The following is a 14,770-nucleotide window of genomic DNA, read 5'->3' on the forward strand; positions in this document are numbered from 1 at the left end:
ACTGTTCTGTCTGCGACACTGGATGAACCATGCCTAAGCCAGGAGAACTCACTTTCGTCGCGCCCCGCGGAGCCAAGAAGCCGCCGCGGCACCTCGCCGACCTCACGCCCGCCGAGCGCAAGGAAGCCGTCGCCGCGATCGGCGAGAAGCCGTTCCGCGCCCAGCAGCTCTCGCAGCACTACTTCGCGCGGTACGCGCACGACCCGGCCGAGTGGACCAACATCCCGGCCGGATCGCGGGACAAGCTCGCCGAGGCGATGTTCCCCGACCTGATGTCGGTGGTCCGCCACATCAGCTGTGACGACGACACCACCCGCAAGACGCTCTGGAAGCTGCACGACGGGACGCTCGTCGAGTCCGTCCTGATGCGCTACCCGGAGCGGGTGACGATGTGCATCTCCTCGCAGGCGGGATGCGGGATGAACTGCCCGTTCTGCGCGACGGGGCAGGCCGGTCTCGACCGCAATCTGTCGACCGCCGAGATCGTCCACCAGATCGTCGACGGAATGCGGGCGCTGCGCGACGGGGAGGTCCCCGGAGGTCCGGCGCGGCTCTCCAACATCGTCTTCATGGGCATGGGCGAGCCGCTCGCCAACTACAACCGGGTGGTCGGCGCGATCCGCCGGCTGACCGACCCCGAGCCGGACGGGCTGGGGCTCTCGCAACGCGGGATCACCGTCTCCACCGTGGGCCTGGTGCCCGCAATGCTCCGCTTCGCGGACGAGGGCTTCAAGTGCCGTCTCGCCGTCTCGCTGCACGCGCCGGACGACGAGCTGCGCGACACCCTCGTTCCCGTGAACACGCGGTGGAAGGTGGGCGAGGTGCTGGACGCCGCATGGGAGTACGCGGAGAAGTCCGGTCGCCGCATCTCCATCGAGTACGCGCTGATCCGTGACATCAACGACCAGGCGTGGCGCGGTGACCGGCTCGGCCGGCTCCTCAAGGGCAAGCGGGTGCACGTCAACCTGATCCCGCTGAACCCCACGCCCGGTTCCAAGTGGACCGCCTCGCGCCCCGAGGACGAGAAGGCGTTCGTCGAGGCGATCGCGGCCCACGGGGTGCCGGTGACCGTGCGGGACACCCGGGGCCAGGAGATCGACGGGGCCTGCGGGCAGCTGGCGGCGGCCGAGCGCTGAGGCCACTCCCGGACAGGCGCCGAGGCCCGTGTAGCCTGGGCCTGAAATCAACTTCATATTCCGACAGGGGAGCGCCACAGCGCTGAGAGTGCGGCACCGAGGACAGGTCGGCCGCAGACCCTCTGAACCTCGCCCGGGTCATTCCGGGTAGGAAGTTCGGTCATCAACTCATGCTGTTGCGCCCTGCCCGCTTTTCGCGGGCGGGGCCGCGTCTCTTCCTGGCCAAAACCCAGGAGGAATCCACAATGAGCACCACGCGCAGGACCAGGCAGCTCGCGGCATCGGCCGTCGCCGCCGCACTCGGCGTCACCGCACTCGCCGGGTGCGGGAGTTCCGACGACTCGGCCTCCGGTTCCGGCGGCACGAAGGGCTCGGGCTCCAAGACCGTGACCCTCGTCAGCCATGACTCCTTCAACGCCTCCAAGGACGTACTGAAGGAGTTCACCAAGGAGACCGGCTACACCGTCAAGGTGCTGAAGAGCGGCGACGCGGGTGTCGCGCTCAACCAGGAGATCCTGACCAAGGGTTCCCCGCGCGGTGACGTGTTCTTCGGCGTCGACAACACGCTGCTCTCCCGCGCCCTCGACAGCGGGCTCTTCACGCCGTACGAGGCGAAGGGCATCGACCGGGTCGCGGCAGACACCCGGCTCGACGCGGACGGGCACCGGGTCACCCCGATCGACACCGGCGACATCTGCGTCAACTACGACAAGAAGTACTTCGCCGACAAGAAGCTCGCGCCGCCGCAGTCCTTCGACGACCTGGCGAAGCCCGCGTACAAGGACCTTCTCGTCACCGAGAACGCCGGGACCTCGTCGCCCGGCCTCGGCTTCCTCCTCGGCACCATCGCCACGTACGGAGAGAAGGGCTACCAGGACTACTGGAAGAAGCTGGAGAGCAACGGCGTCAAGGTCGTCGACGGCTGGGAGCAGGCGTACAACGAGGAGTTCTCCGGCTCCGCGGGCGGCAAGAAGGCCAAGGCCGACCGGCCGCTCGTCGTCTCGTACGCCTCCAGCCCGCCCGTCGAGGTGCTGTACGCGAAGCCGCAGCCGGCGAAGGCGCCGACCGGCGTCGCCACCGGGACCTGCTTCCGCCAGATCGAGTTCGCGGGCCTGCTGAAGGGCGCGAAGAACGAGGCGGGCGGCAAGGCCCTGCTGGACTTCCTGATCAGCAAGAGGTTCCAGGAGGACATGCCGCTCAACATGTTCGTGAACCCGGTCGCCAAGGACGCGAAGCTGCCGGAGCTCTTCACGAAGTTCGGCGCGACGGTGGACCGGCCGACGACCGTCGCCCCGGACCTGATCGCCAAGAACCGTGAGCAGTGGGTCCAGTCGTGGTCCTCGCTCGTAGTGAAGTAACGAAGAGTCCCGTACGCGGACCGGACGCGAGCGGGAACGACGAGGGCGGGAAGGCTCCTCGGGACCGGTCGGCGCACGCGCAGTCGGCCCGTGCGAAGGCCCGGCGCGGGAACGCGGTGCGGCTCGGCCTGATGGCCGTGCCCGTCGCGTTCTTCGCGCTGTTCTTCGCCTACCCGGTCGCCGCGATCGTCGGCCGCGGCCTGAAAGCCGACGGCGTCTGGCAGTTCGGCCGGATCGGCGAGGTGCTGACCCGGCCGGACATCCGCGACGTCCTCTGGTTCACCAGCTGGCAGGCGCTCGCCTCGACCGCGCTGACCCTGCTGATCGCGCTGCCCGGCGCCTATGTCTTCGCCCGCTTCGACTTCCCCGGCAAACAACTGCTGCGGGCGGTCGTCACGGTGCCGTTCGTCCTGCCGACCGTGGTCGTGGGGACGGCCTTCCTGGCGCTGCTGGGACGCGGTGGATTCCTCGACGAACTCTGGGGCGTACGGCTCGACACCACCGTCTGGGCGATTCTGCTCGCCCATGTCTTCTTCAACTACGCGGTGGTCGTACGGACGGTCGGCGGGCTGTGGGCCCAGCTCGACCCCCGGCAGGAGGAGGCCGCCAGGGTGCTGGGCGCGGGGCGATTCGCCGCCTGGCGGCGGGTCACCCTGCCGGCCCTCGCACCCGCGGTGGCCGCGGCCGCGCTGATGGTCTTCCTCTTCACCTTCACCTCCTTCGGAGTCGTGCAGATCCTCGGCGGTCCCGGGTACTCCACGCTGGAGGTGGAGATCTACCGGCAGACCGCGCAGCTGCTCGCCCTGCCGACGGCCGCCGTGCTGACGCTGGTGCAGTTCGCCGCGGTCGGCGCGATCCTCGCCGTGCACGCGTGGACCGTACGGCGCCGGGAGACCGCGCTGAAACTGGTCGACCCGGCTCGGACCGCCCGCAGGCCGCGCGGTGCCGGGCAGTGGGCGCTGCTCTGCGGGGTGCTGCTGACCGTACTGCTGCTGATCCTGCTGCCGCTCGGGGTACTGGTCGAGCGCTCGGTGGACACCGCCGGCGGTCATGGTTTCGACTTCTACCGTGCGCTGGGGTCCGTGGACGCCGGTGGTGGTACGTTCCTGGTCGCGCCGCTCGAAGCGATCTGGAACTCCCTCCAGTACGCGCTGGTCGCGACGGTCATCGCCCTGGTCATCGGCGGGCTCGCCGCCGCGGCGCTGACCCGGCGCGCCGGCCGGCTCGTGCGCGGCTTCGACGCGCTGCTGATGCTGCCGCTCGGGGTGTCCGCGGTCACCGTCGGCTTCGGCTTCCTGATCACCCTGGACAAGCCGCCGCTGGATCTGCGGACTTCCTGGATCCTGGTGCCGCTCGCCCAGGCACTGGTCGGTGTGCCCTTTGTCGTACGGACCATGCTGCCCGTCCTGCGCGCGGTGGACGGGCGGCTCAGGGAGGCGGCCGCGGTGCTCGGGGCGTCACCGCTGCGGGCCTGGCGGGAGGTCGATCTGCCGCTGGTGCGACGGGCGTTGCTGGTCGCGGCCGGTTTCGCGTTCGCCGTCTCGCTCGGTGAGTTCGGCGCGACGGTCTTCATCGCGCGGCCCGACCGCCCGACGCTGCCGGTCGCCGTGGCCCGGCTGCTGGGGCGGGCCGGGGAGCTCAACTACGGCCAGGCGATGGCCCTCAGCACCATCCTGATGGTGGTCTGCGCCGTCTCGCTGCTGCTGCTCGAACGTATCCGCACGGACCGGTCCGGGGAGTTCTAGAGATGCTGACACTGGAATCGGCCACGGTTCGCTTCGGCGAGCGGGCGGCGCTCGACGCGGTGGACCTGGAGGTCGCCGAGCACGAGATCGTATGTGTGCTCGGGCCGAGCGGAAGCGGCAAGTCCACCCTGCTGCGGGTGGTCGCCGGGCTGCATCCGCCGGACGGCGGCCGGGTGCTGCTGGACGGCGCGGACCAGGCCGGGGTGCCGGTGCACCGGCGCGGTCTCGGCCTGATGTTCCAGGACCACCAGCTCTTCCCGCACCGGGACGTCGGCGCCAATGTCACGTTCGGGCTGCGGATGCACGGGGTGTCGCGCCGCGATCAGGAGCGCAGGGTCGGTGAACTCCTCGACCTGGTGGGCCTGCCCGGCGCCGAACGGCGCGCCGTCGCCGCGCTGTCCGGCGGTGAGCAGCAGCGCGTCGCCCTCGCGCGGGCCCTCGCCCCCCGGCCCAAGCTGCTGATGCTGGACGAGCCGCTCGGCCAGCTCGACCGCGGTCTGCGTGAGCGGCTCGTCGTCGAACTGCGCACGCTCTTCGGGCAGTTGGGTACGACGGTGCTCGCGGTCACGCACGACCAGGGCGAGGCGTTCGCCCTGGCCGACCGGGTGGTGGTGATGCGCGACGGGCGGATCGCCCAGGCGGGCACCCCGCTGGAGGTCTGGCAGCGGCCCGCCTCCGCCTTCGTCGCACGGTTCCTGGGCTTCGACAACGTGGTCCAGGCGACGGTGACCGGCACCGTCGCCGACACGGTGTGGGGCAGGGTGCCGGTGCCCGAGGGCACGCCGCAGGGAGCCTGCGATCTGCTGGTGCGTCCGGCCGGGGTCCGGATCGGCGGCCCGGACGGGGGGCTGCGCTGCGTGGTCGGGACGCGTACGTTCCGGGGCAACCACGTCGCGGTACGGCTGACGCCGCGGAGCGGTCCGGTCCTGGAGGCGGAGTGCGCGCTGCGGGACGCCCCCGAGGAAGGCGCGGTGGTCGGGGTCGCCTTCGAGGCGGCGGAGACCGTCGTCCTGTCCGCCCGCTCCTGACCGGGCGCGTCCCGCGGCGTTCACCGGACCGGGCGCGCCGGAGGCGGCACCGGTCGCGGGAGTCGGCCATCGGCCGGACGATTGCCTGATGCCCCGGAGCGCGGCTCCGGCCGCCCCGGGGACCTCCGGCACGTCTTCGCGGACAGCCCCGGGGCCGTGCAGCAGAACCGGAACGACTCCGGGAAGGACAGGGACATGACCGAGTCAGCACGCGAGGGCATCGACATCACCCGCATCCTCCAGGCCCCGCGGGAACGGGTCTTCGAGGCCTGGACGACGCCCGAGCACTTCGCGGCCTGGTACGGCGGTGACGCCGAGGTGCCGCTCGACCGGGTGTCGATGGATGTCAGGCCGGGTGGTGCCTGGAGCCTGGTCATGGTGGTGCCGGGCATCGAGATGCCGTTCCACGGGGTCTACCGGGAGGTGGTGGCCCCGGAGCGGCTGGTGTTCACGATGAAGGACGCCTCCGCGCCCGCCGGCATCGAGGGCGAGACCGTCACCGCCACCTTCACCGACCGCGGCGACAAGACCACCGAGATGGTCTTCCAGCAGCGCGGCGGCAACCTCACGGCCGAGCAGTACGCGGCGGCCGAGGACGGCTGGGAGGCGTTCTTCGACGCGCTCGTGGCCCGGCTCGCGTCCTTCTGAACCGGCCCCGGCCTACGGTTTCGCCGACAGCCGGGCGAGCGCCTCGGGGGTCTCGTCCACCGTGTCCACGAGCGCGATCCGGGGCTCCATCGCCCGGCCGGCGGCCAGCGCGCGCAGCAGCGGCCACGCGGGCAGCGTGCGCGTCCAGTGGGCGCGGCCGACCAGCACCATCGGGGTCGGCCCGCCGAGGGAGCCGTAGTAGTTCGGCGTCGTGTTGTCGAAGATCTCCTGTACGGTGCCGGCCGCGCCGGGCAGGAAGATCACGCCCGCCGTGGACCGGGTGAGCAGTCCGTCCTCGCGGAGCGCGTTGGCGAAGTACTTGGCGATGCGGTCCGCGAACGGGTTCGGCGGCTCGTGCCCGTAGAACCAGGTGGGGATCGAGACGGAACCGCCGCCGCCCGGCCAGCGCCCGCGTACGTCGAAGGCGGCCAGCGCCCAGTCGGTGACCGACGGGGTGAACGAGGGCGCCGCGGCCAGCAGCGCGCAGGCCTCGTCCAGCACGGGATCGGGGTGCGGCGCCGTGTACGCCCCGAGGTTCGCGGCCTCCATCGCGCCGGGCCCACCGCCGGTGGCCACCGTCAGGCCGTCCCGGGCGAGCGTCCGTCCCAGCCGGGCCGCGGCCGCGTACGGGGCGCTGCCGCGGGCGGTCGCGTGGCCGCCCATGACCCCGACCACGCGGGCGCCGGCGAGGAACTCGTCCAGCGCGTCGGAGACCGCGTCGTCGTGGAGCGCCCGCAGCATCGACGCGAAGGTGTCGCCGTTCGCCCGCGTCTGCTGGAACCAGCGGTAGGCGCGGGCGTCGGGCGTCGCCGCGTAACCGCCGTCCGACAGCCCCGCGTAGAGCGCGTCGGGGGAGTAGAGCCTGCCGCGGTACGGATCGAAGGGGAGTCCGGGCACGGGCGGGAAGACGAACGCGCCGTCGGCCCGCACCTTCGCCGCCGCCCCGGGCTCCATCCGGCAGCCGAGGAAGACGGCGCCGGACGTATCCGCGGCCAGCAGGGCGGCGCCCCGGTCGGTCAGGTCGACGGACTGGACCCGGTGTCCGGCCAGCGTCCCCGAGGCGACCGCCTTGTCGAATTCGGCGAGCGACTCGATCTCGGGGCCGGGCAGGGAACTGGTGTTGTCCGGATTGTCCACGTTGTCATGCTACGTAGTGGCCGCCGGACCGGCCCCGGGCCGCGGCGCGTCCTCAGGCCGTCAGCGGCAGTGCGGCCAGCTCCGCGATCAGCCAGGTCAGCGGGGCGAAGACGAGCAGCAGTGCGGCGGCGCGCAGGGCCGTCGCGGCCCGCAGCGCCGATGCCGGGGCGCCGAGCCGCAGCAGCGCCTGCGCCGTCTGCGCGCGGGCCTGCCTCGCCTCCAGTGCCGAGGTCAGCAGTGTCGCCGTCGTGCAGCCGAGCACGAGTACCGCGCCCAGTGCCGTGAGCGGGCCGAGGCGGTGTGCCCCCGCCCCGTACAGCGCGTATCCGCCGACAGCCGCGGCGAGCACCGCGCAGACCACACCGAGCGGCCGGCCGATCCGGCGCGACTCGTCCATCAGCACCCGGCCCGCCAGCAGACGTACGGCGCCGGGGCGCACCGCCTGCAGCAGCCGCCCGCACAGATGGGCCAGGCCCGGACCCGCCACGGCCAGCCCGACCGCCGTCAGCGTCCATCCCGCCAGCATCCCGGCCGGGGTGGCGTCTAGCCTGCCGGGCAGCGGGAGCAGGCTGTGGCCGTCGCCCCGGCTCATGTACGCCTCCACGGCGAGGCCGACCGCGGTCAGCGCCACGCCCCACGGCAGCCCCGTCGGCGGCGCCGCCGGATCGGGTGCCTCCGGCTCTGTCAGGACATCCGAGGAGGCGTTGTCCGGGGCCGCCGTCGAGACCGGCTCGGCGCGCATCGCGAGCGCGCTCGCCGTCGCCGCGGCCACCGGGACCAGGGTCAGCAGCACGAGCGCGGCGGCGAGCGGCAGCGGGGCGTCGGCGTCGAGCAGCCCGGCCGCCGCGCCGTCGAACGGCAGCCCGGACAGATCACCGCGCAGATGCAGGAAGAACAGCAGCGCCACCATCGACCCGAGGGTGCAGGAGACGGCGGTGGAGATCGCGGCGAGCACCGCGAGCCGGACCGGCCCGAGGCCCACCGCGGACAGTCCGGAGCGCGGCCGGGTGCTCGGGTCCGTACGTGCCACCGCGACCGCGAACTGCACGGTGGCGGCGAGCGGCACGAAGCACCACAGCAGGCGCAGCACGGCCCCGGTGGAGTGCGCCGGGTGCCCCGACGCGTAGCCCAGGGTGCACAGCAGCAGGAATCCGACGCCGGCGGAGGCTGCGGCGACCAGCAGTCGCCGCAGCAGGACCAGCGGATGGGAACCCCGGGCTAGACGGAGAGTGAGCACGCCGCGCGGCCTTCCGTGTCGGACACGGCGGGCAGGGCGACGGTGGCGACGCGGCGGCCGTCCAGGAGCGGGACCGTGCGGTCGGCGAGGGCGGCGATCTCCGCGTCATGGGTGGCGAGCACGATCGTGATGCCGTGCGAACGGGCCGCGCTGGTGAGGGTGCGCAGTACATGCGTCCGGTCGCTCCGGTGCAGCGTCGCGGTCGGCTCGTCGGCGAAGATCACCGTGGGGGCGGCGGCCAGGGCGCGGGCCACGGCGATCCGCTGGCGCTGCCCCTGGAGCAGGGTGTGCGGTCGCTGTCTGGCGCATGGGCCGATGTCGAGCCGTTCCAGCCACTCCAGGGCGGCCTTCTTCGCCTCCCGGCGGGGGGCGCCGCGCAGCAGCAGCGGAAGGGCCGTGTTCTCCCAGGTGTTCAGCTCGGGCACGAGCTGGGGCTCGGGGGCGATCCAGCCGAACCTGTCGCGGCGCAGCCGTTCACGCAACCGGGGTCCCATGGTGTGGACGGGGACACTGTTGAACCACACCTCGCCCTGCTCGGGCACCAGTTGACCGGACAGACAGTGCAGCAGGGTCGTCTTGCCGCAGCCCCGGGGGCCGGTCACGGCGAGGATCTCGCCGTCGCGGACGCCCAGGGAGACGCCGCCGAGCGCGGGTGAGCCGTTGTGGGAATGGTGCAGGGAACGCGCCCAGATCACGTCGTTGTCCGGCGGGGCCACCATGGCGTACACCTCGGTTCAGATCGTAATTCCCGTCCCCCGTACGGGGGAACGAAGAGAGGGCCGATCGGTCACTCGGCACCGTAAGGATTCGAACCGCGGTGAGCGCACAGCACGCGGCCCGGATGCGCCCCTTCCCACTCGAATGGGCGCATCCGGGCCGTGCGGACCGTATGAGGATGACGGCTGGAAGCCGGTCAAGCAGTGGTCAAACGAGGGTCAAGCCGGAAAGGCCTGTCCGACGGGCCGGGGGCGCGGGAGCCCCTGACCCGCCGGACGGACGGCCGGGCAGCCGGCCGGCGGCCGATCCGTGGTCGGCCGGCCGGTCGTCGTGCCGGTCAGAGCTTGGTCCACGCCTCCGTGAGGACGGTGCGCAGGATGCCCTCGATCTCGTCGAAGGTCGACTGGTCGGAGACCAGCGGCGGCGCGAGCTGGACGACCGGGTCGCCGCGGTCGTCGGCCCGGCAGTACAGACCGTTGTCGTACAGCGCCTTGGAGAGGAAGCCGTACAGGACGCGCTCGGTCTCCTCGTCGGTGAAGGTCTCCTTGGTGGCCTTGTCCTTCACCAGCTCGATGCCGTAGAAGAAGCCGTTGCCGCGGACGTCGCCGACGATCGGCAGGTCGAGGAGCTTCTGCAGCGTCGTGAAGAACGCGTTCTCGTTGTCCAGGACGTGCTGGTTGAGGCCCTCGCGCTCGAAGATGTCGAGGTTGGCGAGGCCGACCGCCGCGGAGACCGGGTGGCCACCGAAGGTGTAGCCGTGCAGGAAGGTGTTGTCGCCCTCGTAGAACGGCGCGGCGATGCGGTCCGAGACGATGCAGGCACCGATCGGGGAGTAGCCCGAGGTCATGCCCTTGGCGCAGGTGATCATGTCCGGCACGTAGCCGAACTTGTCGCAGGCGAACATCGTGCCGAGGCGGCCGAAGGCGCAGATGACCTCGTCGGAGACGAGCAGCACGTCGTACTTGTCGCAGATCTCGCGCACGCGCTGGAAATATCCGGGCGGCGGCGGGAAGCAGCCACCGGCGTTCTGCACCGGCTCCAGGAAGACCGCGGCGACGGTCTCCGGGCCCTCGAAGAGGATCTCCTGCTCGATCTGGTCGGCGGCCCAGCGGCCGAAGGCCTCGGGGTCGTCGCCGTGGATCGGGGCGCGGTAGATGTTGGTGTTCGGCACCTTGTGCGCGCCGGGGACCAGCGGCTCGAAGGGGGCCTTCAGGGCCGGCAGGCCGGTGATGGACAGGGCGCCCTGCGGGGTGCCGTGGTAGGCGACCGCACGCGAGATGACCTTGTACTTGGTCGGCTTGCCCTGGAGCTTGAAGTACTGCTTGGCCAGCTTCCAGGCGGTCTCCACGGCCTCGCCGCCACCGGTGGTGAAGAAGACCTTGTTGAGGTCGCCCGGTGCGTAGTCGGCCAGGCGCTCGGCCAGCTCGACGGCCTTCGGGTGGGCGTAGGACCACACCGGGAAGAAGCCCAGCTCCTGGCCCTGCTTGTAGGCCGCCTCGGCGAGCTCGTGACGGCCGTGACCGGCGTTGACCACGAACAGGCCGGACAGGCCGTCCAGGTAACGCTTGCCCTGGTCGTCGAAGATGTAGGTGCCCTCGCCACGCACGATGGTGGGAACGGGCGCGTTCTCGTAGTCCGACATGCGGGTGAAGTGCATCCACAGGTGGTCGTACGCGGTTCGGCTGAGGTCCTTGCTCACGGCTATCGGGTTCCCCACATATAGGTCTGCTTCTTGAGCTTCAGGTACACGAAGCTCTCGGTGGAGCGCACGCCGGGGAGGGTCCGGATGCGTTTGTTGATCGTTTCCAGCAGGTGGTCGTCGTCCTCGCAGACGATCTCCACCATCAGGTCGAAGGAGCCCGCGGTCATCACCACGTACTCGCACTCGGCCATGGCCGACAGCGCCTCGGCGACGGGATCGAGGTCGCCCTCGACATTGATGCCGACCATCGCCTGCCGCCGGAACCCCACGGTGAGGGGATCGGTGACGGCGACGATCTGCATCACGCCCTGATCGAGCAGCTTCTGGACGCGCTGCCGCACGGCCGCCTCGGAGAGGCCGACGGCCTTGCCGATCGCGGCGTACGGACGGCGTCCGTCCTCCTGGAGCTGCTCGATGATTGCGAGGGACACGGCATCGACCGCTGGTGACGATCCGTTCCCGGTCCTGGAGTCTGCGCTGCGACTGGCCACGCATCCACTGTGCACTGGGACTCGTCTGTCTGGCAACCCCAGATCGATGAAATTCGTTGTTTGAAGGTCCAGATCTCACTGAATCCGAAGTTCACGGCGGTTGGGCATGTCGAAAGCGACACCCGAGCGACTACCCTGGGCATCTCACCCATTGGACGTGTCGACAGGAGGGGTGGTTGTGACCACCGAGGTGCGCCGTCTGCGCAACTACATCAACGGAGAGTTCCGGGACGCCGCTGACGGGCGGACCATCGATGTGGTCAACCCGGTGACGGAAGAGGTCTACGCGACCTCGCCGCTCTCCGGACAGGCCGATGTCGATGCCGCGATGGACGCCGCCGCGGCCGCTTTCCCCGCCTGGCGCGACGCCACGCCCGCCGAGCGTCAGAAGGCCCTGCTGAAGATCGCGGACGCCTTCGAGGAACGCGCCGAGGACCTCATCGCCGCCGAGTCGGAGAACACCGGCAAGCCGCTCGAACTCACCCGCACCGAAGAGGTCCCCCCGATGGTGGACCAGATCCGCTTCTTCGCGGGTGCGGCGCGGCTGCTCGAAGGCCGCTCGGCCGGCGAGTACATGGAGGGCCTCACCTCCATCATCCGGCGCGAGCCGGTCGGCGTCTGCGCGCAGGTCGCGCCGTGGAACTACCCGATGATGATGGCCGTCTGGAAGTTCGCCCCGGCGCTCGCCGCGGGCAACACCGTCGTCATCAAGCCGTCCGACACCACCCCGGCGTCGACCGTGCTGATCGCCGAGATCATCGGCCAGATCCTGCCCAAGGGTGTCTTCAACGTCATCTGCGGCGACCGGGACACCGGCCGCGCGATGGTCGAGCACCCGACCCCGGCGATGGCCTCCATCACCGGCTCGGTACGGGCCGGCATGCAGGTCGCCGAGTCCGCCGCCAAGGACGTCAAGCGGGTCCACCTGGAGCTCGGCGGCAAGGCCCCGGTCGTCGTGTTCGAGGACACCGACATCGCCAAGGCCGTCGAGGGCATCTCCGTCGCGGGGTACTTCAACGCCGGCCAGGACTGCACGGCCGCGACCCGCGTCCTGGTCCACGAGTCCATCCACGACGAGTTCGTCACCGCGCTCGCCAAGGCCGCCGCCGACACCAAGACGGGGCAGCCGGACGACGAGGACGTGCTGTACGGGCCGCTCAACAACGCCAACCAGCTGAAGCAGGTCAGCGGCTTCATCGAGCGCCTCCCCGCCCACGCCAAGGTCGAGGCGGGCGGCCACCGGGTCGGCGACAAGGGCTACTTCTACGCCGCGACCGTCGTCTCCGGCCTCAAGCAGGACGACGAGATCATCCAGCACGAGGTCTTCGGCCCGGTCATCACCGTCCAGAAGTTCACGGACGAGGCCCAGGCCGTGGAGTATGCCAACGGCGTCGAGTACGCCCTGGCCTCCTCGGTGTGGACCAAGGACCACGCCCGCGCCATGCGGATGTCCAAGAACCTCGACTTCGGCTGCGTGTGGATCAACACCCACATCCCGCTCGTCGCCGAGATGCCGCACGGCGGCTTCAAGAAGTCCGGCTACGGCAAGGACCTCTCCGCGTACGGCTTCGAGGACTACACCCGCATCAAGCACGTCATGACCTCGCTCGACGGCTGATACCCCGTCAGCAGGCAGGTCACGGCCCCGGGCGCCCGCCCGGGGCCGTCGCCGTTCCGCGGCGTCGATCCGTTCCCCGGCATCGACAGGGTGTGCGGACGGAGCGCGTGCCGCTGGACGGTTGGTCCATTGCCCGCCCCGCCGGCCGACCGGCATCCTGCGCAGGTGCGAGCAACCCCGAAGAACCCCATGTCCCGCCGGTCCCTGCTGCGCGCCCTCGGAGCCACGGCGGCCGGTGTCACGCTGGCCGGCTGCGGAGTGCCCGCCGCCTATGTGGAGCCCGGTGACCGCGCCGGACGAGACACCTCGGCGAGCGACCACACCCTGCACTTCGCGAACTGGCCCCTCTACATCGACACCGACGACAAGAACGAGTCGAAGCGGCCCACTCTCGACGCCTTCGGCAGGCGGACCGGGATCTCCGTCACGTACACCGAGGAGATCAACGACAACGACGAGTTCTTCGGGAAGATCAGCCCGGCGCTGATGAACCACCAGGAGACCGGGCGCGACCTCATCGTCATCAGCGACTGGATGTCCGCCCGGTTCGTCCGGCTGGGCTGGGTGCAGGAGATGGACCGGGCGAAGCAGCCGAACGTCGCCAAGTACCTGGACCCGCAACTGCGGTCGCCCGCCTTCGACAAGGGCCGGATGCACAGCGTCCCCTGGCAGTCCGGGATCACCGGCATCGCGTACAACCGCAAGAGGCTCGGCCGCGAGATCAAGCACCTGAGCGATCTGTGGGCGGACGACCTGCGCGGCAAGGTGACGCTGCTGTCCGGGCTCGACGAGTCCTTCGCCCTGCTGATGCAGGGCAACGGCGTCGACATCACCCGCTGGCAGCGGGACGACTTCTACCAGATGTGCGACCAGGTCGAGAAGCTGGTGAGGAAGAGGCACATCCGCCGCTTCACCGGCAACGACTACATCAAGGACCTGTCGACCGGTGATGTGCTCGCCTGCCAGGCCTACTCCGGCGACGTCATCCAGCTCCAGGCCGACAACCCGGAGATCGAGTTCGTCGTTCCCGAGGAGGGGGCCGAGCTCTGGTCGGAATCGCTGATGATCCCCAACCTCGCGCGCCACAAGCGCAACGCGGAGAAGCTCATCGACTACTACTACGAGCCGGAGGTCGCCGCCGAACTGGCGACCTGGGTCAACTACGTCTGCCCCGTTCCGGCCGCCCGCGAGGTGCTGGCCTCCGCCAAGGACGAGGAGACCGCCGCACTCGCCGAGGACCCGCTGATCTTCCCCGACGACGCGATGCGCAAGCGGCTCGCGATCGCCCGCGACATCACGTCCGAGGAACGCACCGAGTTCGCGAAGAAATGGAACTCCATCGTCGGGCTGTGAGCCATACCAGGGGTGGCGTAAAGGGCCGGTAAGCGCGGGCGTACGCTGCGGACATGAGCGAGCGAAGAGCCCTGCTGAGGCGCATACGCGTGTGGTTGGCCGTCTTTATCGTCTGTCTGGTCCTGAGCGGGCTGACCGCCTTCCCGCTCGTCCATGAACTCCACTGGGCCGAGGATCTGTTGAGGTCCTCGGCCTCTCCCGTGCCGGAGCACTTCCCGGCACTGATGGAGTGGATCACCAAGGTCCGCACCGGCCTCGACGAGGCCGACGCGAAATACCCCTTCGTGCTGTACGGCACCGACTGGCTGGCCTTCGCTCATCTCGTCATCGCGGTCGCCTTCTACGGCCCCTACCGCGACCCGGTCCGCAATATCTGGGTCATCGAGTTCGGCATGATCGCCTGCGCCGGGATCATCCCGCTCGCGCTGATCTGCGGGCCCATCCGTGGCATCCCTTTCTGGTGGTCCGTCATCGACATGTCGTTCGGCGTCTTCGGGGTGATCCCGCTGCTCGTCGTGCGCCGCATGATCAAGCGGCTGGAGGCCATGGAGCGGACCCCGCTTCCGGAGCCCGCTCCGACGACCGCTCCGGCGGTCTGAG

General features: G+C 70.5%; 13 protein-coding genes and 1 riboswitch. Of the genes, 8 read left to right on the forward strand and 5 right to left on the reverse strand.

Annotation, left to right across the window (positions count from 1 at the left end):
* The first annotated feature begins 29 nt into the window (after positions 1-29).
* From rlmN to ACFVX4_RS30350, 5 genes are all read left to right on the forward strand, one after another.
* Entirely contained in the window at positions 30-1,136 is a 1,107-nt protein-coding gene (gene rlmN / locus ACFVX4_RS30330; protein WP_093899078.1) for a 23S rRNA (adenine(2503)-C(2))-methyltransferase RlmN, read from the forward strand.
* Positions 1,137-1,191: 55 nt separating this feature from the next.
* Positions 1,192-1,308: riboswitch (TPP riboswitch) on the forward strand.
* Positions 1,309-1,381: 73 nt separating this feature from the next.
* Entirely contained in the window at positions 1,382-2,494 is a 1,113-nt protein-coding gene (locus ACFVX4_RS30335) for a thiamine ABC transporter substrate binding subunit (protein ID WP_389983144.1), read from the forward strand.
* A 131-nt stretch (positions 2,495-2,625) separates the two neighbouring features.
* A complete protein-coding gene (locus ACFVX4_RS30340) occupies positions 2,626-4,239 on the forward strand; it encodes an ABC transporter permease (RefSeq protein ID WP_389983216.1) in 1,614 nt (537 codons plus the stop codon).
* Positions 4,240-4,241: 2 nt separating this feature from the next.
* On the forward strand, positions 4,242-5,267 hold the full coding sequence (locus ACFVX4_RS30345) for an ABC transporter ATP-binding protein (protein WP_389983147.1): 1,026 nt from the start codon (positions 4,242-4,244) through the stop codon (positions 5,265-5,267).
* A 195-nt stretch (positions 5,268-5,462) separates the two neighbouring features.
* The gene (locus ACFVX4_RS30350; protein ID WP_389983149.1) at positions 5,463-5,915 is read left to right on the forward strand and encodes an SRPBCC domain-containing protein; all 453 of its coding nucleotides are present in this window, start codon (positions 5,463-5,465) and stop codon (positions 5,913-5,915) included.
* A 12-nt stretch (positions 5,916-5,927) separates the two neighbouring features.
* On the opposite strand, the gene ACFVX4_RS30355 is transcribed toward ACFVX4_RS30350, so the two are convergent.
* From ACFVX4_RS30355 to ACFVX4_RS30375, 5 genes are all read right to left on the reverse strand, one after another.
* Positions 5,928-7,052, reverse strand: coding sequence for an LOG family protein (locus ACFVX4_RS30355; protein WP_389983152.1), 1,125 nt, complete (start codon positions 7,050-7,052; stop codon positions 5,928-5,930).
* Between the two features lie 52 nt (positions 7,053-7,104).
* A complete protein-coding gene (locus ACFVX4_RS30360) occupies positions 7,105-8,289 on the reverse strand; it encodes a hypothetical protein (protein ID WP_389983155.1) in 1,185 nt (394 codons plus the stop codon).
* Entirely contained in the window at positions 8,271-9,008 is a 738-nt protein-coding gene (locus ACFVX4_RS30365; RefSeq protein ID WP_389983158.1) for an ABC transporter ATP-binding protein, read from the reverse strand. The genes ACFVX4_RS30360 and ACFVX4_RS30365 overlap by 19 nt, the downstream gene beginning before the upstream one ends.
* A 335-nt stretch (positions 9,009-9,343) precedes the next feature.
* Complete coding sequence (locus ACFVX4_RS30370) at positions 9,344-10,723, reverse strand: aspartate aminotransferase family protein (protein ID WP_072487209.1); 1,380 nt, start codon at positions 10,721-10,723, stop codon at positions 9,344-9,346.
* Positions 10,708-11,199, reverse strand: a complete 492-nt coding sequence (locus tag ACFVX4_RS30375) for an Lrp/AsnC family transcriptional regulator (protein WP_030569493.1) — start codon at positions 11,197-11,199, stop codon at positions 10,708-10,710. Before ACFVX4_RS30375 ends, ACFVX4_RS30370 begins: the two co-directional genes overlap by 16 nt.
* A gap of 178 nt (positions 11,200-11,377) precedes the next feature.
* On the opposite strand from ACFVX4_RS30375, the gene ACFVX4_RS30380 reads away from it, so the two are divergent.
* The 3 genes from ACFVX4_RS30380 to ACFVX4_RS30390 all read left to right on the forward strand — a co-directional run bounded on the left by ACFVX4_RS30380 (position 11,378) and on the right by ACFVX4_RS30390 (position 14,769).
* On the forward strand, positions 11,378-12,817 hold the full coding sequence (locus ACFVX4_RS30380) for a gamma-aminobutyraldehyde dehydrogenase (RefSeq protein WP_389983161.1): 1,440 nt from the start codon (positions 11,378-11,380) through the stop codon (positions 12,815-12,817).
* A gap of 189 nt (positions 12,818-13,006) precedes the next feature.
* Positions 13,007-14,170, forward strand: coding sequence for a PotD/PotF family extracellular solute-binding protein (locus ACFVX4_RS30385; RefSeq protein WP_389983219.1), 1,164 nt, complete (start codon positions 13,007-13,009; stop codon positions 14,168-14,170).
* 53 nt (positions 14,171-14,223) lie between these two features.
* A complete protein-coding gene (locus ACFVX4_RS30390; RefSeq protein ID WP_389983164.1) occupies positions 14,224-14,769 on the forward strand; it encodes a hypothetical protein in 546 nt (181 codons plus the stop codon).
* The last annotated feature ends 1 nt before the right edge of the window (position 14,770 follow it).

The sequence above is a fragment of the Streptomyces sp. NPDC058240 genome (genome assembly GCF_042882135.1).
GTDB lineage: Bacteria > Actinomycetota > Actinomycetes > Streptomycetales > Streptomycetaceae > Streptomyces.

Excerpts from the sequence above, each read along its gene's own strand:
- ACFVX4_RS30350 (WP_389983149.1), top strand. The coding sequence starts at position 5,463 with ATGACCGAGTCAGCACGCGAGGGCATCGACATCACCCGCATCCTCCAG.
- ACFVX4_RS30390 (WP_389983164.1), top strand. The coding sequence starts at position 14,224 with ATGAGCGAGCGAAGAGCCCTGCTGAGGCGCATACGCGTGTGGTTGGCC.
- ACFVX4_RS30385 (WP_389983219.1), top strand. The coding sequence starts at position 13,007 with ATGTCCCGCCGGTCCCTGCTGCGCGCCCTCGGAGCCACGGCGGCCGGT.
- ACFVX4_RS30345 (WP_389983147.1), top strand. The coding sequence starts at position 4,242 with ATGCTGACACTGGAATCGGCCACGGTTCGCTTCGGCGAGCGGGCGGCG.
- ACFVX4_RS30365 (WP_389983158.1), bottom strand. The coding sequence starts at position 9,008 with ATGGTGGCCCCGCCGGACAACGACGTGATCTGGGCGCGTTCCCTGCAC.
- ACFVX4_RS30340 (WP_389983216.1), top strand. The coding sequence starts at position 2,626 with ATGGCCGTGCCCGTCGCGTTCTTCGCGCTGTTCTTCGCCTACCCGGTC.
- ACFVX4_RS30335 (WP_389983144.1), top strand. The coding sequence starts at position 1,382 with ATGAGCACCACGCGCAGGACCAGGCAGCTCGCGGCATCGGCCGTCGCC.
- rlmN (WP_093899078.1), top strand. The coding sequence starts at position 30 with ATGCCTAAGCCAGGAGAACTCACTTTCGTCGCGCCCCGCGGAGCCAAG.